The sequence below is a fragment of the Pseudomonas sp. LBUM1666 genome, from assembly GCF_059695775.1.
In genome coordinates, this window is the sequence record NZ_CP166789.1 from 6,221,747 (window position 1) to 6,239,887 (window position 18,141).

16 protein-coding genes and 1 pseudogene are annotated in these 18,141 nt (G+C 59.8%); 8 read left to right on the forward strand and 9 right to left on the reverse strand.

Features of this window, described 5'->3' with window-relative positions; genetic code table 11:
• Window positions 1-4: 4 nt before the first annotated feature.
• The 3 genes and pseudogenes from ACA056_RS28760 to ACA056_RS28770 all read right to left on the reverse strand — a co-directional run.
• Window positions 5-655 carry a DUF1826 domain-containing protein gene (locus ACA056_RS28760; RefSeq protein WP_497269505.1) on the reverse strand — a complete coding sequence of 217 codons (651 nt, stop codon included), beginning with the start codon at window positions 653-655 and terminating at the stop codon, window positions 5-7.
• Window positions 655-1,863 (reverse strand): zinc metallochaperone GTPase ZigA, encoded by a 1,209-nt coding sequence (zigA, locus tag ACA056_RS28765; RefSeq protein ID WP_497269507.1) that lies wholly within the window; start codon window positions 1,861-1,863, stop codon window positions 655-657. Before zigA ends, ACA056_RS28760 begins: the two co-directional genes overlap by 1 nt.
• 201 nt (window positions 1,864-2,064) lie before the next feature.
• Window positions 2,065-2,413 (reverse strand): annotated as a pseudogene (locus ACA056_RS28770) (AMIN domain-containing protein); the annotation flags it as partial.
• Window positions 2,414-2,499: 86 nt separating this feature from the next.
• On the opposite strand from ACA056_RS28770, the gene folE2 reads away from it, so the two are divergent.
• Genes folE2 through ACA056_RS28805 form a run of 7 tightly spaced genes read left to right on the forward strand, consistent with a single transcriptional unit; the run spans window position 2,500 to window position 8,610 of the window.
• Window positions 2,500-3,396, forward strand: coding sequence for a GTP cyclohydrolase FolE2 (folE2, locus tag ACA056_RS28775; RefSeq protein WP_497269509.1), 897 nt, complete (start codon window positions 2,500-2,502; stop codon window positions 3,394-3,396).
• A complete protein-coding gene (locus ACA056_RS28780) occupies window positions 3,393-4,061 on the forward strand; it encodes a metal ABC transporter ATP-binding protein (RefSeq protein ID WP_497269511.1) in 669 nt (222 codons plus the stop codon). The genes folE2 and ACA056_RS28780 overlap by 4 nt, the downstream gene beginning before the upstream one ends.
• On the forward strand, window positions 4,061-4,924 hold the full coding sequence (locus ACA056_RS28785; protein WP_497269513.1) for a metal ABC transporter permease: 864 nt from the start codon (window positions 4,061-4,063) through the stop codon (window positions 4,922-4,924). Before ACA056_RS28780 ends, ACA056_RS28785 begins: the two co-directional genes overlap by 1 nt.
• A 14-nt stretch (window positions 4,925-4,938) precedes the next feature.
• Window positions 4,939-5,814, forward strand: coding sequence for a metal ABC transporter substrate-binding protein (locus tag ACA056_RS28790; RefSeq protein WP_497269515.1), 876 nt, complete (start codon window positions 4,939-4,941; stop codon window positions 5,812-5,814).
• Window positions 5,811-6,371 carry a gamma carbonic anhydrase family protein gene (locus tag ACA056_RS28795; protein ID WP_497269517.1) on the forward strand — a complete coding sequence of 187 codons (561 nt, stop codon included), beginning with the start codon at window positions 5,811-5,813 and terminating at the stop codon, window positions 6,369-6,371. Before ACA056_RS28790 ends, ACA056_RS28795 begins: the two co-directional genes overlap by 4 nt.
• Window positions 6,372-6,373: 2 nt before the next feature.
• Complete coding sequence (locus ACA056_RS28800; protein ID WP_497269519.1) at window positions 6,374-7,711, forward strand: dihydroorotase; 1,338 nt, start codon at window positions 6,374-6,376, stop codon at window positions 7,709-7,711.
• A gap of 17 nt (window positions 7,712-7,728) precedes the next feature.
• Window positions 7,729-8,610 (forward strand): His/Gly/Thr/Pro-type tRNA ligase C-terminal domain-containing protein, encoded by an 882-nt coding sequence (locus tag ACA056_RS28805; protein ID WP_497269521.1) that lies wholly within the window; start codon window positions 7,729-7,731, stop codon window positions 8,608-8,610.
• A 24-nt stretch (window positions 8,611-8,634) separates the two neighbouring features.
• Here the strand turns inward: ACA056_RS28805 and ACA056_RS28810 are convergent, their stop codons facing one another.
• Entirely contained in the window at window positions 8,635-9,156 is a 522-nt protein-coding gene (locus ACA056_RS28810; RefSeq protein ID WP_497269523.1) for a DUF3617 domain-containing protein, read from the reverse strand.
• 131 nt (window positions 9,157-9,287) lie between these two features.
• Between ACA056_RS28810 and cls the strand changes: the two genes are divergently transcribed.
• A complete protein-coding gene (gene cls, locus ACA056_RS28815) occupies window positions 9,288-10,727 on the forward strand; it encodes a cardiolipin synthase (protein WP_497269525.1) in 1,440 nt (479 codons plus the stop codon).
• On the opposite strand, the gene cfaB is transcribed toward cls, so the two are convergent.
• From cfaB to hflK (ACA056_RS28840), 5 genes are all read right to left on the reverse strand, one after another.
• A complete protein-coding gene (gene cfaB, locus ACA056_RS28820) occupies window positions 10,724-11,908 on the reverse strand; it encodes a C17 cyclopropane fatty acid synthase CfaB (RefSeq protein WP_497269527.1) in 1,185 nt (394 codons plus the stop codon). The two genes, cls and cfaB, sit on opposite strands and share 4 nt — an antisense overlap.
• 225 nt (window positions 11,909-12,133) lie before the next feature.
• On the reverse strand, window positions 12,134-14,044 hold the full coding sequence (locus ACA056_RS28825) for a cation-translocating P-type ATPase (protein WP_497269529.1): 1,911 nt from the start codon (window positions 14,042-14,044) through the stop codon (window positions 12,134-12,136).
• The gene (gene hflK, locus ACA056_RS28830) at window positions 14,041-15,099 is read right to left on the reverse strand and encodes a protease modulator HflK (protein ID WP_497269531.1); all 1,059 of its coding nucleotides are present in this window, start codon (window positions 15,097-15,099) and stop codon (window positions 14,041-14,043) included. Before hflK (ACA056_RS28830) ends, ACA056_RS28825 begins: the two co-directional genes overlap by 4 nt.
• Complete coding sequence (gene hflC, locus ACA056_RS28835) at window positions 15,096-16,136, reverse strand: protease modulator HflC (RefSeq protein WP_429533197.1); 1,041 nt, start codon at window positions 16,134-16,136, stop codon at window positions 15,096-15,098. The genes hflK (ACA056_RS28830) and hflC overlap by 4 nt, the downstream gene beginning before the upstream one ends.
• Complete coding sequence (gene hflK, locus ACA056_RS28840; RefSeq protein WP_497273609.1) at window positions 16,133-18,091, reverse strand: protease modulator HflK; 1,959 nt, start codon at window positions 18,089-18,091, stop codon at window positions 16,133-16,135. Before hflK (ACA056_RS28840) ends, hflC begins: the two co-directional genes overlap by 4 nt.
• Window positions 18,092-18,141: the final 50 nt, after the last annotated feature.

Genomic DNA, 18,141 nt, shown 5'->3' on the forward strand with positions numbered 1-18,141 from the left:
GCCGCTAGCTTAGCCAGTCGAGCGTCAGGATCAGCCGCCGCTCACCGGACGCAAGCTGTGGCGAGCGGTGAATAAGGCCGAAGCCTTCGTTGCCATGCCATTTCTCGCCTTTGAGCAACGCGACTTCGCCGCTGACGATCTGCTCGATCAGCGGACCGCCCTGAGGTTCGGCTTCGGCTTTGCCCAGGTGCCGGCGATCCATCGCACCTTCCTTCAGCCACTGGCTGCCGATCCCGGAATACGTGGTGATCAACCGCACCGGCACATGATCGACGTGGAAACGCGGGCACATGGCCTTGTCCAGGACCCGCAGGCGCAGGCCGACACGCTTGGCGCCCATCAAACAGGCGAAAGCACTGACCAGCCAGGAGACGTCGGCGATGAAACCTTCGTAACCTTCGAGATCGCTGAAACCTGAGGCTAATCCGTGAAGATTGGGTTCGGTATCGTCGCTGGGCAGTTCCAGGACCAGCGACTCCGCCAACGGCTCGTTCAGGGACAGCAACAAACTCCCGAAATCAGCGATGTGCGCCGGCAGTTGGCGCTGCCAAACGGCGAGGTTTACGCCGTCATCCAGTATTCGGGTGAGCGCTTGCGGCGTCTCGCCTTGAACCTGATGAATGATCGGCCGCAGTTTCAGACTGGGTGCCAACATCAGGCTGCCGCCTCTTCATGCCACGGGCCAAATGGATCTGGCAGCAATCGCCAGCCCTCGGCGCCTAACGCCATTTCATCGTCGGTCAGCAGGCAATTGTCGAGTTCGTTGGTGAGTTGCGCGAAGTCGATGTTCTGGCCGATGAACACCAGTTCCTGGCGGCAATCGCCGCTGGCTGCGGTCCAGTTTTCCATGATCCCAGCGGTGCTTTCTTCGTCCTGCGGCCACTGGGCTTTCGGCACGAAACGCCACCAGCGCCCGGCGAAACCATGGCGCATCAGTCCGCCCGCCTGGGACCAGCTACCGGCGTCCATATGCTTGCTGGCTAGCCAGAAGAAACCCTTGGAGCGCAGCAGTTTTCCGTTCACCCACGGGCGGTCGATGAAGCTGAAAAAGCGCTGCGGATGAAACGGTCGGCGTGCTCGGTAGGCTGTCGAGGCAATGCCGTATTCCTCGGTTTCGGGCACGTGTTCGCCACGCAATTCCTGTAGCCAGCCCGGCGCCTGGGCGGCCTTCTCGAAGTCGAAACGACCGGTATTCAGGATCTTCGCCAAGGGAATTTCGCCCATGACCATCGGGATGATTTCCGCCTGGGCGTTAAGCCGCTCAAGGATCGCGATCAGCTCCTGGCGTTCGCTGCTGCTGATCAAGTCGATCTTGCTGATCAGAATCACGTCGGCGAATTCGATCTGCTCGATCAACAGGTCGGTGATCGAGCGTTCGTCCTCTTCACCCAAGGTTTCACCACGGGATGCGAGGCTTTCGGCGGCCTGATAGTCGATCAGGAAGTTCATGCCATCGACCACGGTGACCATGGTGTCGAGCCGGGCGATGTCGGCCAGGCTCTGCCCTTCTTCATCGCGGAAGGTGAAGGTTTCCGCCACGGGCAGCGGCTCGGAAATGCCGGTGGATTCGATCAATAAATAATCAAAGCGACCCTCCTTGGCGAGTTTGCTCACCTCTTCTAGCAAGTCTTCGCGCAAGGTGCAGCAGATGCATCCATTGCTCATCTCCACGAGTTTTTCTTCTGCGCGGTTCAGGCTGACATCGCGCTGGACCTCGCCGCCATCGATGTTGATTTCGCTCATATCATTGACGATCACGGCGACGCGCAGGTTGTCGCGATTACGCAGCACGTAGTTAAGCAGCGTGCTTTTGCCAGCGCCGAGAAAGCCAGACAGGACGGTTACGGGGAGACGATTGGGCATCAGGTATTCCTCACAAAGATGCCCGGGCGCAGTGTCGGGCTTAACTTGATGTTATAGTATAACAACACAATCAAGCCACTCCCCTCTTGCCCATGATGACAAAGGGCACGATGCTCAAGCCCGCTCGGTCCGTGAGAAATCCTATGCGTGTAGCCCTGACAATAACGCTGATAAGCGTTTCGCTGTTGGTCGCTGTCGACGCTTGGGCGCAGCCGCCATTTGTAACGACGCAGCCATCCTCAGATCGAGTACCAGTCGATGGCCCTGGCCGAAGGGGCCCGGAGCGTATCGAGCGAATCACGGTGTTGCTGAGCACCAACTGACGGAAGTCGCCACTGAGGTTGGCACCACTCAGATCGATGATCAGCCGTTCGGGAGCGCTCAGGGAAAACGTCTTGTATTGCACCGGCCCGCTCAGATCGAACACCAATTGCAACTTGTCATCCGAACGCCAGAGCCGCGCATTGCGAATCTGTGTGGCCGAGGCGCCAAACGGTAAAGCGAAGGCCGCGCTGGCCAGCATCAGGTTGAGCAAGTGACGTCTGTGCATGATGAAAGCCTGTTCATGAAAAAGGCATGGTCGATTTTAATGTAATAACATAACATGCAGAATCGACTCCCACGATGGACCTGCTCATGAATGCGCTGACTCTGCCGGATATCGCCGCGCAGGCCTCACGCCAAGCCCTGCCACTCGACTGGGTGGGCATGTGCGGCATTGCTCTTCCTGTTTTGTTCGATGGCCAACGACTGAGTGCGAAAGCCGACGCCGGCGTTAGCCTGGATGATGGAGAGGCGCGCGGAATTCATATGTCGCGGCTGTACTTGGCGCTTGAAATGCTCGAGCAAGAAAACCTGACACCTACCTTGTTGCGGAAAGTTTTGCAACGTTTCCTCAAGACTCATGAAGGATTGTCCAACAGCGCGTACTTAAAAATTCACACCGATTTACTGCTCAAAAGACCAGCGCTGGTCAGTCCATTGGCCGGCTGGAAAACCTATCCAGTGAGCATCGAAGCACGTTTGAAAAACGCGATGTTCCACGTGGAACTAAAAATCGACGTGCCTTATTCCTCGACTTGTCCGTGTTCGGCCGCGCTTTCGCGGCAGTTGATTCAACAGCAATTCGTCGATGACTTCGCCAACAAGCCGCTGCAACACGCCGACGTGTTGACTTGGCTCGGCTCCACAAAAGGCATCGTCGCAACGCCTCACAGCCAACGGAGCAACGCGAAATTGCGGCTTCGAGTGGACGACTATCTGGATGACTTGCCGCTGATCGCGATCATCAACGACGCTGAAGCAGCCCTCGGCACCGCCGTACAAACCGCCGTAAAACGCGCCGACGAACAAGCCTTCGCGTTGGCCAACGGTCAGAACCTGATGTTCTGCGAAGACGCCGCACGACGTTTGAACCTGGCGCTGAAACGCTCCCCCGGCATCAACGCCTTCCACATACGAGTCATCCACGCGGAAAGCCTCCACGCCCACGATGCCGTCGCAGAAAGCCGCTGGAATTGGGAGGCCGCATGATTCATTGCCAAGCCTTGCGTTGGGGTGCACCCGGCCAGCCACTGACTCCATCCGTGGATTTCGAACTGGCCAAAGGAAGTCTGACCGCCGTAATCGGTGCCAATGGCTCGGGTAAAAGCAGTCTGCTGAAAGTCATCGCGGGTTTGCAAAAACCGCTGACCGGCAAAGTCATCTTGGATGTACCACGCAAGGGAAAGCTCTCGTTCCTGCCCCAGCAACAACACCTGGACCGCCAATTCCCCATCAGCTTGGAAGAGTTAGTGGCCGCCGGTTTCTGGGGTAGCACGCAGTCTCCCGAGATACGCAGACAACGCCTCAAAGCCGTTCTGGAAAACTGGTGTCTGAGCGGACTGGAACAGCGCCCATTGATGGCCTTGTCCGGCGGTGAATTACAGCGTGCCCTGCTCGCCCGTTTGAGCCTCGCGGAGGCGCCAGTGCTGCTGCTCGACGAACCCCACGCCTCCCTCGACGAACTCGGCCAGGCGCTGCTCTGGAATCACATCCATGCCTGGCATGCCGAAGGCCGAACCCAAGTGATCGTGTGCCATGACCTGGCCGCCGTTCGCCAACACATTCCTCAAACGCTGTTGATCAAAAGCAGCGGCTGCGTCCTCGGATCGAGCGTTGAGCTGATCCACCAACAACCACAAACGCGGGTGGCCTGATGCTCGCGGCTGCTCATCTTTGGCAACCGTTCCACGAGTTCGTGTTCATGCGCCGAGCACTTTTCGGCGGGTTGGTTCTGGCATGTAGCACCGCACCGCTGGGTGTGTTTTTGATTCTGCGGCGCATGAGTTTGATTGGCGACGCAGTGGCTCACGGCATTCTGCCAGGGGCCGCGCTGGGCTTCTGGTTCGCCGGATTGAGTCTGCCGGCGCTGACCGTCGGCGGCCTCGGCGCCGGTCTCGGCATGGCCGGACTCGCCGCCTGGATCACCCGTCGCACCGGCCTGCGCGAAGACGCCAGCCTCGCCGCGATCTACCCGATCTCCCTTGCCTGCGGTGTGCTGATCCTCGGCATCGCCGGCAAACGTCTGGACCTGTTGCACCTGTTGTTTGGCTCGGCACTGGCGGTCGATGGCCCGACGTTGACGGGCATGCTCTGGGTCTCCGGCTGCAGCCTGATCGCCATGGCATTCATCTACAAACCGCTGTTGCTGGACACCCTCGACCCACTCTTTCTGCAAACCGTCAGCCGACTCGGTCCCTTGGCTCACGGCGTATTTCTAACCCTGGTGGTGCTGAATCTGGTGATCGGTTTTCAAGCCATCGGCGCGCTGATGGTGGTCGGTTTGATGATGTTGCCCGCCGCCGCGTCGCGCTTCTGGAGTCGTCGCTTGCCGACGTTAATGGCCATCGCCGCCCTGCTCGGCTGCCTCTCGGTGTGGCTCGGATTGTTGCTGTCGTTCTACTTCTCGCTCCCCAGTGGCCCGGCGATCGTGCTGGTGGCTGGCGGTTTGTATCTGCTGTCCGTGGTGTTCGGACCGGTGCACGGTTTGCTGCGCCGCCCGCCTTTGCTCACATCCTAATGAGGTGTTACCCGATGCGCGCTTTACTCGTGCTGTTCAGTTTGCTGCTGTCGATGTCGCTGTCTGCTGCGGAAAAACTTCAGGTAGTCACCAGTTTCAGCATCCTCGCCGACATGACCCATCAAGTCGGTGGCGACCATATCCAGATCACCAACATGGTCGGTGCGGACGCCGATGCTCACACGTATGAGCCGACGCCGGACGACGCCAAAGCGTTGCTCAAAGCCAAACTCATCATTAAAAACGGCTTGGGTTTCGAGCCATGGCTGGACCGCCTGGTGACCAGCACCGAGACCAAAGCGCCAGTGATCAGCGCGAGCCGCGGCGTCATCCCGCGCTCCCTGGATGAAGATGGCGAGACGATTCCCGACCCGCACGCTTGGCACAATCTGGCGAACGCTGAGCTGTATATCAGCAACATCACCAAGGCACTGATTGCCGCCGACCCGACGAACAAACCCGACTACGAACGCAACAGTCAGGCCTACCTGAAACAGATCTACGCGCTGCTTGCCGAAGCCAAGACCAAACTCGGTTCGCTGCCACCGGGCAATCGCAAAATCGTGACGTCCCATGGCGCCTTCGGTTATCTCGGTCAGGCTTATGGCATCGACTTCATGGCGCCTCAAGGCCTGTCCACTGAGCGCGAACCGTCAGCCGCCGAAGTCGCTGCGCTAATCACCCAGATACGCCAGGCCAAGGTCAAAGCGGTGTTCATGGAAAACATCAAGGATGCACGCCTGCTCAAGCAGATTGCCGATGAAAGCAGCGCGCACATCGGTGGCACGTTGTACTCCGATGCGCTTGCGGCGACCGGGCCGGCCAGCACCTTTATCGGGTTGTTCGAGTACAACCTCAAGACCCTGTACGACGCATTGAGCAAGCCATGATCCGCAAGAATCCTTCGGGTGATTTACCACTGATTGCCGAGTCAGCGTACGTGGATAAAACTGCAATCATCTGCGGCAAGGTGGTGATCGGCGAGAACGTCTTCGTCGGTCCTTACGCGGTGATACGCGCTGACGAAGTGGATGCCTCAGGCAAGATGGAGCCGATCACCATCGGCGCCAACTCGAACATCCAGGATGGTGTGGTGATCCACTCCAAGTCCGGCGCGGCAGTGACCATCGGCGAGTTCAGTTCCATCGCCCACCGCTCGATCGTTCATGGTCCGTGCAAGGTTGGCGACCGGGTGTTTATCGGGTTCAACAGCGTGCTGTTCAACTGCGTCGTCGGTGACGGTTGCGTGGTGCGGCACAACTCGGTGGTCGATGGTCGCGACTTGCCCGAAGACTTCTATGTGCCCTCCACCACCCGCATTGGCCCGAAGACCGATCTGTCGCAATTCCCACCGGTGAGCGTCAGCGCCTCGGAGTTTTCCGAGGACGTGGCGCGCACCAACGTCGACCTAGTGCGCGGCTACAAAGCCCTGCAGAACGAGTTCTGACCATGAGCAGCGTGCTGATTCGCAATGCCCGGCTGGTGAATGAAGGCCGTGAGTTTGACGGTGATCTGTTGGTGAGCAACGGGCGAATCGTGAAGATCGCCAGCAGCATCCACGGTGAAAATGCCGACGTGGAAATCGACGCACAAGGGCAATGGCTGCTGCCCGGAATGATCGACGATCAAGTGCACTTCCGCGATCCAGGCTCGCCAGACAAGGGCAGCCTCTACACCGAATCGCGGGCTGCGGTGGCCGGTGGCATCACCAGCTTCATGGACATGCCCAACACCAATCCGGCGACCCTGACCCTCAGCGCACTGGCTGACAAAAAGCGTCGAGCGGCGATCAGCTCAGTCGCCAATTACGGCTTTCATTTCGGCGTGAGCAACGACAATCTCGATACCGTCGCCACGCTGAATCCCTGTGAAGTTGCCGGCGTCAAAGTGTTCATGGGCGCTTCGACCGGCAACATGCTGGTCGATGACCCAAGGATTCTCGAGCGGTTATTTGCCGAGGTGCCGACCATTTTATTGGCCCACTGCGAACACACGCCCAGCATCGACGCCAATGCCGCGAACCTGCGTGACTTGTTCGGCGAACACATTCCAGCTGCGGCCCACCCGCTGATCCGCAACGCCGAGGCCTGCTTTCGCTCCTCCTCAATGGCCGTGGACCTGGCCAAGCGTCACAGCACCCGTTTGCACGTTTTGCACCTGACCACCGCCCGCGAACTGGCGTTGTTCGAAGACAAGCCGCTCGCCCAGAAACGCATCACCGCCGAAGTCTGCCTGCACCACTTGCTGTTCGATGACCGGGATTACACGAGCCTCGGCAACCTGATCAAGTGCAACCCGGCGATCAAAACCCAGGCCGACCGCGATGCCTTGCGCGAAGCATTGCTGAGCCATCGCCTCGACGTGATTGGCAGCGATCACGCGCCACACACCTGGGCTGAAAAACAGCGGCCGTACAGTCAGGCACCTTCCGGTTTGCCGTTGGTGCAACACGCCCTGCCCGCGTTGCTGGAACTGGTCGCGGATGAAGTGTTGCCGATCACTACGCTCGTGGCCAAGACCAGTCATCGCGTCGCCGATCTGTTCGCCATTCCCGACCGCGGTTATCTGCGCGAAGGCTATTGGGCCGACCTCGTTCTGATCAAACCAGAACCCGGCGGCGTCGCCGTTTCTCAGCAGCCGCTTCTGTCTCAATGCGGCTGGACACCTTTTGCCCGACAGCGTTTCCGGCACAGCGTCAGCACCACGATCGTGTCGGGGCAAATTGCCTGGCACGACAAACGTCTTAATGACAACTGCCAGGGTTTACCACTACGGTTTATGCGCTAGCACTCGAGAGCACCGACATGATTCACATCACCCTGAGCGATGGTTCATTGCGTGAATACGACCAGCCACTGTCGGTGTACGAGCTCGCCGCGAGTATTGGACCCGGACTGGCAAAAGCGGCGGTGGCCGGCCGAGTGGACGGCATCCTGGTGGACTGTGAGTTCATGATCGAAGCCGATGCCCGGGTCAGCATCGTCACGCCTCAAGAGCCCGATGGGCTGGAGATCCTGCGACGCTCCTGCGCGCTGATGCTGGCCATGGCCGTTAAACAACTCCATCCACAGGTGCATCTGCACACAGGGTCGGCGCTGGGCGACGGGTTCTTTCATGAGTTTTCTGTAGAGCGATCCTTAACGCAGGCAGACCTGCCACTGATCGAGGCTCGCATGCAGACGCTGGCGGCGACCAATCACTCGATTCGCCGTCAAGGAAAGACGCCGCTGTACCGCTTGGGGAACTTCGAATTTACAACCACTGGCCCGCATGTCCCCGCGACCAGAGTGCTGCAAGCGTTCACCCTCGACCACATCAGCGGTACATTTCCGCAACGGATTTACGGCACGTGCTGGCCCTGCCAACAGGAGCTTGATAACTGGCGGACGCCGCCACACGTCATGATCGTCAGCATGGACGAACGTCAGGCGGATTACGCGCAGTCGGTGACCGAGGCATTGCGCAGAAGTGGCGTGCGCGCCCGTGCGGATCTGCGTCACGAGAAAGTCCGCCAAAAGATTCGCGAGCACAGTCAGCACGTGCCGTATCTGGTGGTGATCGGGGAGAAAGAAGAAGCAGGCGGGTTTGTCAGTGTGCGTAGTCGCACAGGTGAAGACTTCGGGAGGATGGGTGTAGAGACGGTGTGTGAGTGGTTGAGTCAGGCCCGCCCCCACACGGTCATGTAGGGGCGCGGGCCTGCTGGCGAGCTTTTAAGCCCTCGGCTTGACGGTCCCGCAATCCTGCCCCAACCACACAGCGCGGCTATCGAGGCTGCCCTTCTGCTGAATGCCGGTGGCGTTGAACGTGCCATTAACCTTAGTGGTGAACTCACGATCACTGAGGAAAGTGGCGACACCAGTGCCCTGCGCTTTCGGACAGCTGAAGCGGAATTTCCACTGATTCCCGGTGCGGTCGGTGATTTCCTGCTTGCAGCCCGACTGCGGATCGGTCAGCGGAATGTTGTCGCTCTTCACCTGTTCCGGCGTCAAGCAAGCCCGAATCCCTTTGCCGCCCATGGTGATGCCCTGCTTCTCCAGCTGCGCGCGCTGTTCAGGGGTCATCTGGCTCTGTATCTGGCCAAGGATCAGCTGCAAATCCGGGAGATTCTGGTCATCGACCTTCATGTTGCTTGTGGTCATTTCCCACAAACCGGGCTGCAACATCTGCGCCTGAGCGGCCACAGGAAGTGACAAACCAACAGCCATGGCCAAACCCAGCAGACGAACGTTCATCGAGTAACTCCTGATCAGTAGTGGCCGTTAGACGTCAGCCAGTGGCTTCGGTTCATGGGCCAATTAAATAGCGACATTCTGCACGGAACATGGTCTGTTAAGCATTGAATCTTCAGGAGCAAGGCTGCCCCATGGATTACTTTGGACCGCATATTTTCGGCTACATGATTGCACTGCTACACACGCTGGGCCTGATCGCTGCCATCCACGCCGTGCTCACCGTCCGGACCGCCCAGGGATCGATCGCCTGGGCCCTGTCGTTGGTGTTTATTCCCTACCTCACGCTCATCCCCTATCTGGTCTTCGGCAGCAGTACCTTCGATGGTTATATCAAGGCTCGGCGCCAGGCCAACGAAGAAATGCGCAAGGCTATCTCCGAGCTGAATTGGCGCCCTTGGGTAGAAGAGGCGCTGACTGCTCGCGCCTCAAATGCTTATGCATCCCTGAGGGCCATGCCGAAACTGGGGCGCATGCCGTGCCTGGCGAACAACGAAGTGCGCTTGCTGATTAACGGCCAGGCCACCTTCGACGCCATTTTTGAAGCCATCCGCAACGCGAAGGAAGCGGTGCTGATTCAGTTTTTCATCATCCACGACGATCGCCTCGGTCAACGCCTGCAAACCTTGCTACTGCAGAAAGCCGCCGAAGGCGTGGCGGTTTATTTATTGTACGACCGCATCGGCAGCCATTCCCTGCCTCACAGTTACGTGCAGCCGCTGCGCGATGCCGGCGTCGAGGTCAAAGCCTTTGCGACCCGCAGCGGCTGGCTCAACCGCTTCCAGGTCAACTTCCGCAACCACCGCAAGATTGTGGTGGTCGATGGAGTACTGGGTTTCGTCGGTGGGCATAACGTCGGCGACGAATACATGGGCGAGAAACCACCCCTGGCGCCGTGGCGCGATACCCATGTGCAAGTGCGCGGGCCGGTGGTTGCCTGCATGCAGGAATCGTTTGCTGAAGACTGGTTTTGGGCTGCCCGCTCATTGCCGCCGCTGATCCTGCCGGACGTTTACCCGGACGACGGGGTGCTCTGCCAATTACTCGCCAGCGGTCCGGCGGATTCCTACGAAACCTGTTCGTTATTCTTCGTCGAAGCCATCCATGCCGCCACCGAGCGGGTGTGGATCACCAGCCCGTATTTCATCCCCGACGAAGCCGTATTCGCAGCGTTAAGGCTGGCGGTTCTGCGAGGCGTGGATGTACGACTGCTGCTGCCCTCTCGACCGGACCATCGAATCGTCTACGCCGCCTCCAGCCTTTATGCCTTCGAAGCCGTGCGCGCCGGCGTGCGGGTGTTCCGCTACGAGCCGGGATTCCTGCATCAGAAAGTGGTGTTGATCGACAGCGAAATCAGCGCCATTGGCAGTGCCAATCTGGACAACCGCTCGTTCCGGCTGAATTTTGAAGTGATGTTGTTGACGGTCGACAGCGCGTTTGCCGCCGAAGTTGAACAGATGCTCAACGATGACTTCGCCCAGGCTCACGAGATCGCCAAAGAAGAAAGCCGGGAGACCCACCGCCTGCAACAGATCGGCATGCGGATCGCCCGGCTTATTTCACCGATACTTTAAGGGTTGTAGATATCGTCTCGCGTCCATGGCAGTTCATGGCTGCCATCAGGGTGAGCTTTCACAGCCAGGATCTGGTGCAAGTTGATCCAGCCCTTGGCGAACGCGTAAGCGCATCCCGCCAGGTACAGCCGCCAGATCCGTAAGGCCTGCTCTGGCACCAGCCTGGAAGCAGCTTCCAGATTGTCTTCCAGGCGTTCGCTCCAATGGTCCAGCGTACGCGCGTAATGCAGGCGCAGACTCTCGACGTCGACAATCTCCAGCCCAGCTTCGCTGATCTCGGCAGAGATCATCGACAAATGCGGAAGCTCGCCATTTGGGAACACAAACTTCCCGATGAATTCACCGGCACCGCGCCCCACTGGACGGCCATCGATGCGCTTGGCGGTGATGCCGTGGTTCATCACCAGGCCACCCTCTTTCACCGCACCGAACAAGGTCTTGCAGTACTCGGCCAGATTGGCGTGGCCAACGTGTTCGAACATGCCGACACTGACCACTTTGTCGAAGCGACCGTCCTGAGGCAGGTCGCGGTAGTCGAGCAGTTGCAGTTCGACCAGATCGTCCAGGCCTTCGGCCGTCACCCGTTCACGGGCAAGTTCCAATTGCTCTTTACTGAGTGTGATCCCGAACACCTTCGCGCCAAACTCCCGAGCCGCATACCGTGCCAGTCCGCCCCAACCGCAGCCGACATCCAGCAGATATTCCCCTGGCTGCAGCCGCAGCTTGCGGCACAAGTGGCGGAATTTGGCTTGTTGGGCTTGTTCCAGCGTTTCGCTGCCGGTCTCGAAATAGGCGCAGGAATACGCCATGTCACTGTCGAGCCATAGCTGATAAAACGCATTGGAAAGGTCGTAGTGGTAGGAAATCGCCTTGGCGTCGGTTTCCTTGTCGTGAGCGGTGCGCACTGGCTGACTGTCCTGGTCACCGAGCAACGCCTGGCTCCACTCATCGCAGACGCGGATCACGTCGCTGATGGAGCCTTCCAGCTCAAGTTTACCTTCGACAAACGCCGCTCCGAGCGCGTCCAGGCTTGGATGAGTGAACTGGGTAACCATTTGTGGGTCCTTGACCACAATTGTGACGCTAGGCGTCGGCCCCAGGTTGAATTCATGGCCGTCCCAGAGTCGCAGGCGTAGCGGTAGCTGCAGATTCTGTAAGGCCGGAGGAAGGTGCGCGAGCATGGACAGACCCTCTTGTTTCAGACGTCTGATGTGAGGGTAGTCCATCCTTGAAAAATAGCTGGCTATCGAATTAATAGCCCTTTTCTATAATTCGTAACGCTGAACCCACCGTTGCGAATTCACAAAACTGATTGCCCTCACCTAGATGACTACGAATTCGTCGTACAGTTCTGAAAACTTCAAATCGACCGTGATCGCGCTGTTTAGAGCATTCACCTGGCGTACTCAATCCTCTTCCTTAAGCTTGAGCAAGGGTTCCTGAAAACGCAGTAAACGCCCGGCGTTCCCCAACACCAGCAAGGTACTGAAATTGTGCAGCAGCGCAGCAATCATCGCGCCCGCCGCGCCAAGCCAACCGAAGGCAGCGAAGGCTACAATCGCCAGCGTCCAGCCCAGACCGATGATCACGTTAACCTGCAACGTGTGCCGGCATTGGCGACTCAAGCGCACACACGTGCCGAGTCGACGCAGGTCGCTGCCGATCAGGACGATGTCGGCCGAGGCCAGCGCGATGTCCGCCCCGCCAGCGCCCATGGCTACGCCGACCACACCGGCCTTGAGCGCCAGCGAATCGTTGATCCCATCTCCCACGACCATCGGCCGGAAGCCGCTGCCGATTTCTTTCAAAACACGATTGAGTTTGTCCTCCGGCAACGCTTGAGCTTCAACGTCGCTGATCCCGACATCTCGCGCCAATGTGTGCGCGACGCTTTGCCGATCACCTGTCAGCAGCAACTGCCGGCCCAACCCCAATTCACGTAGCTCGCTCAAAGCAAAGCGAGCCTCGGGTTTGACGCTGTCGGCCAGCAACAGCCAGGCGAGGAATTCGCCGTTGAGCGCCAGCCCGGCAATCGGGCCATCGTGGTCGGGGACATTTGAAGTGGCGATACCCAATTGGGTGAACAACTCCGGACGACCGAGCGCCGCCTCGCCCTGCTCCGTCATCGCCACCACGCCCAGCCCCTGACGCTCGTGGATGTCGGAGAGCAGCAGAAAATGTTCCTGGGTGACCAACCCGGCGAGCGCGCGACTAACCGGATGACTGCTGGCAGAACCGAGGCTGGCAGCGAGTTTAAGGACGTGACTGCGATCCTCGAGCGGACTGTCGATGGATTGCAAACGCAAGGTGCCAAAGGTCAGGGTTCCGGTCTTGTCGACCACCAGTGAAGTCAGGTCTGCCAACTCTTCGAGGAACGCGGAGCTGCGAATCAGAATCCCGTGACGAGCCGCCACCGCCACGCCGGCAATCGCCGTGGCCGGTGCCGACAACACCAGCGCGCAAGGACAGGCCGCCACCAACACCGCGAGCATGGCCTGGGCATCGTTAGTGATGAACCAGGTCACGGCGGCCAGCAGCAACACCAGCACCATGTAGCTGCCAGCGTAGCGTTCCAGCAAACGCGTGATCGGTGGTTTGGAACGTTCGGCACTTTGCATCAGCGCAATGACTTTGCCGAGGGTCGACTCATTGCCGGTGCGAGTCACCTCGATGCGCAGCAAACCGTCGAGGTTGATCGCGCCGCCGAAGACTTGCATGCCGACGCCCGCCTCCATCGGCACCGATTCGCCGGTAATCGAAGCGGTGTCCAGACTCGCCTGACCAGACAACACCCGACCATCCGCCGGCACTCGATCACCCGCGCGCACCTCGACGAGGTCGCCGGCCTTCAGTGTGCCGTTATCGACTTCGACGATGGAGCCGTCGGCCTGAACCTTGCGCGCATGGCTGCGAGTCAGTTTGCCGAGGGCGCGAATCGCCTCCTGCGAGCCGATCACGCTGCGCTCTTCCAGCACGTGGCCGAAGATCATGATGATTGGCAGCAACGCCGCGGTCAGCAGATCACCCGTGGCCCACGCCCCCAGCATGGCCAAGGCGATCAATTGATCAGTGATCCCGTGCAAGCTCGGATAGCGCAGGCTGTACCAGGCCGAACGCATCACGGGCACGGCCACCAATAACGAAGCAAAGCCCAGCAGCAATTGACTGACGCCCGTCTGCTCCGGCGACAACCAGCGCCAGGTCAGACCGAGCGCGAGCAGGCCCAATGCGAGCATGGCCAGGGTCAATTGGCGGGCGGCGCTGCGTTGTTCAGCCGAGGACAACATGCTCGGTGCGGCGGCGGTTGGGGTGGTCATTGTGCAGCTCCCTGAATGATCAGGCGGGAATCGTCTTTCGGATTGACCGTGGTCACCGAGCCGGCCTGACCGAGAATCTTCGGCATCCGCTCGCGGTAGATGCGCAGCAGCATTTGCGGGTCGGTGCCCTGCTGCTGCGCCTTGGCCAGGCTCAACACCGTGGCCGTGTCAGCCGAGGCTTTGGCCAGACGTTCGCTCGCTTGGGCGTGAGCGACTTGTAGCGTGCGATCGGCTTGTTCGTTGGCAGTCTGAGTCAGTTTCTCGGCTTCAGTGCGAGCATTGGCCACAGCTTTATCGGCTTGTTGACTGGCGGTCAGAACCGCGTTGAAGGCGTTGACCGCCGGGCCGGGCAGACTCGATTGCACGTCGACCCGCGCCACTTCAATGCCCAACCCCTGCCCGGTCGCGGTCAGGTCAGCCAAGCGCTGATTGATGCCTTGCACCAGATCGCCGCGTAGACGTTCGCGTCTTTCGGCAGCCTGTTTATCCGCGCCGATGAGTTCCGGTCGCGCCACTAGAATGGTGTCCAGATCTCGTGCGGCAGTAAGGGCCACCGCACTGCGAGTCACCAATCGATCCAATGCCGGCAACACATGTTCGCCTTGAAGAACGAAGGCATACGGCTCGGTGACTTTGTAGAAAACCCGCACATCCAGTTGCACCACGCCCGCGTCTCCGGTGAGCAAATAACCGGAGCCGGCGAGTGCGTCGCTGATCGGTGTAACGAAACTCGCCGCTCGGTCAGCCTGCAACGCAGCATCGGTGCGCAACAGATTTTCCACCCGACGCTCCATCACCCGATCCGCCGCGGGCAACAAAATCACCTGTTCAAATGGACGTGGCCAGGCCAATAGCAGGCCAGCATTCTGGATGCGATCCAGCGCGCCGAAGTGCAAAACCACCGCGCGATTTTGCGGATCGATCTGCCGCACATTGGAGAACGCCCACACCAAAGCGGCCAGTACCGTCACGGCGTAAAGAGCCAAAAAAGCCAATCGCCCAGCCTGAATCCAGGGACTGCTTAACTCATTTGTTCCACGTGGAACTAATTTCATGGCTGCGACCCGGCCTTGTTATCAAGCGTCGGCGGACCGTCAACCAACACCCGGAACGGCGCGGCGTCGGTACGCAGAATCAGTTTTGTTCCGGGCGTGACAATCGTGCCTAATGTGTCGAGGGAGCGAAGCAGGTTGTAGAGCTGTGGCGACCCGGCGTAGGCGCGGCCATAAATCTGTGCGGCTTCGACGCGCGATTGAGCTTCGATATCGGCAGCTTTCACCGTCGCATCGGCCTGCACGATGCGCGCGTCACGCTCGGCAGCGGAACGGATTTGCGCCGCTTCGCGCTTACCGATGGCTGTGCGTTCGGTGGCGATTGTTTCACGCTCGGCACGCATGCGATCGACCGTGGCCGTGAGGGTTACCGACGGCAAAGTCAGACGCTCGATGCCGACTTGCAGCACCCGCACGCCATAAGTCGTGAGCAGCTGCTGATCGATTTGCTGACGCAACTGCGCTTCAAAATCAGCGATGTGTACTTTGTTGGCGTCGGTGTTCACCAGGTTAGCCAGATCAAAACTGCTGGCCGTGGTTTCCAGAGCAGAGCCAACAAACGTGCGAATCTGCCGCGCTGCTTCGTCCGGCTGATTCTGTACGGCGCGCATGAAGCGTTGCACGTTGTCCGGATCGCCCTGAACCTGCCAGGCCACGTAAGCCTGAACGATGATTCGCAAACCGTCCCGCGTACCCACATCCTGTAAACCACTCGAGGTGGTGCGCAGTCGCAGATCGACAGGAATCGCCGCTTCAAAAGGAGCAGGCCAACGCCAGCCAAGACCCGGTTCCAGCAATACCCGCGATGGATTACCAAAACGCGTGATCACCGTCGCCTCCCCCGACCGCACTTGGACCAGGCTCGCTGCCGCAATGGCGAACGCCACCAGCAACGCCGCCCAGCCCATTCGCCGCCACGGGAACGGGCCAGCTTCTTGCGGATCACCGTGGTGGTGATGGTGATGTCCGTGGTGATGCCCGCCATGGCCGTGATCGTGGCCAGTGTGGTCATCGTGATCGTGAGTGTGCGACTGGCTCAATTGGCAGCTCCTGGCTGGGCGGTTTTACGCGCCGGCGCAGGGTCAGCCGGCAGCGTGAATGTACGAAGGTCGATGGTCGGCGCGTTACTGCTGCCGCCCAGACGATGATCGAGCACCAGCAACCTGGCATTGGCCAAGCCCTGGGACAGTTGGCTGAAGTACTGCTCCAGCACGAAGGCCTGACCGGCGCTGGCATAGGCCTTTTGCTCGGCACCAAATCTCAAGTCGGCCGCTTGTGCGGTGGCGTTGATTTCACGAGCGCTGGCCGTCGCTTGATCGCGAGCGATGCTGGCCTGTAATTGCGCCTGGTTCGTGGCCTCCGCCGCTGCACCACGTTCACGGGAAATCAATGCCTGGGCGCCAATCTGCGCAGCCTGAACGCCGTGATAGGCATTGGCCGCGCCGGCCGGCGGATGAATCGCCTCGACCACGGTGGCGAGAATTTCCACGCCGCTGTCGAGTTTGTGCAGGTCAGCCTGTACCGCCCGACCAATCTCTTCGGCGAGCCCTACCCTGTCCTCACCGAGCAAACCGTCGAGGGTTCGCGAAGCGAAATCGTGGACCAGAATCCGGCTGGCGGTGCTGCGGATCAGCGTCGGGACGTCAGCGCTGTTATAGGTCGCGGCCAACGCCGCTTGATCGCTCAGGCCGATGCGGTAGACGAAACGCACGTCCATGTTGACGATCTGGAAGCTCTGCTTGTCGGCTCGACTGCTGGCAATGACTTGGGATTTGTCGTTCACATGGCTGGCGTCCCACAAGCGATTGGCAATCGAGGGCGCCGGGCCTTCGGCGGGTTCGGCCACGACCGGCGCCGGTGTGTCGCCAACACTGGTGGCCAACTCGTGGACCACACCATTCTCGACGCTCAACACTCGGCCCAGAGGCCAGGGCAAACCTGCGTGCAATCCAGGACCGAATACCTCTACCGGTTTGCCGAATCGCTCGTAGATGCCTCGCCCTTGCATGGGGATTTCGTGAATGCCGGTGAGTGACCAACCGACAATTGCCACCACCATCAGCACCGGAAAAAACGCCCGACGCATGTAGGTGAAGGCCCAGATCTGCCGCAGGTCGATGCCGAAGCGGTTGTGCAATTCGTGCTGCAACGCCAACAAGGGTTGCGGCGGCCAGCGCAGCATGTCGGCGACGAAGCTGCGCGCCAGCAAGGCAGGTTCGAGTTGTTCGCGCTGCGGACTGAACAACGACAGCAGGGCGCGCAATAGCAGCTCGGCGGCGACCAACCCTGGCAGCAAGCCAATCAGCACCGCCAGACGCGCCGGCCATACCGAGGTTTCGCTACCCAACAACAGGCACAAAGCGCTGAGTACCAGGCAGATGATCGCCACCCGAGTCATCTGCGCCAACGACGCTGCTTCGGGCCATTGCGCGACGTTTTCCTGCGCCAGTTGACGTTCCAGCACCAGCAAACCGAAGGCCAGCAACAACGACAGCGCCGCACCGACACTCGCCGACAATCCCGATGCGGTTGGCGGCAGTGCAAGGTTCCAGACTTGTTGGATGCTCAATAACGTCAACAGCGACCAACCCGCGAGCCACAGCGTCGGGGCGCCGATCTGCACCAGCATTCGCAGCCATCGCTGGCTGAGCCGATCCAGCAGCCGTTCGTACCAGCCCACCGGAGCAACAACTTCGTCAGCAACGAAGACCTGCACGACCGGGTTCAACGCCCGTGCACGCCACTGCGTCACCCACCAGGCCGATTGCAAACCGGCGACCAGCACCAGCAAACCGGCGCTTTGATTGACCAGCAACGCAGGCCAAAGCGACTGCGGCGCAAACAGCCCGACAAAAAACGCCAGCAACCAACCTGTCGCCGCAAGAGCGCCCAGACCGATTGCGAACTGACGCAATCGTCGCCCTTGAAAAACCGCCTGCTGGAAACGCGGCAGCCCGGCTACTTGCGTCCCATCGACATCGAGATCGACTTGCATACCACCCCAGTGTTTATCGTTGCTCATATCGCAATTCGTTACGATATAAC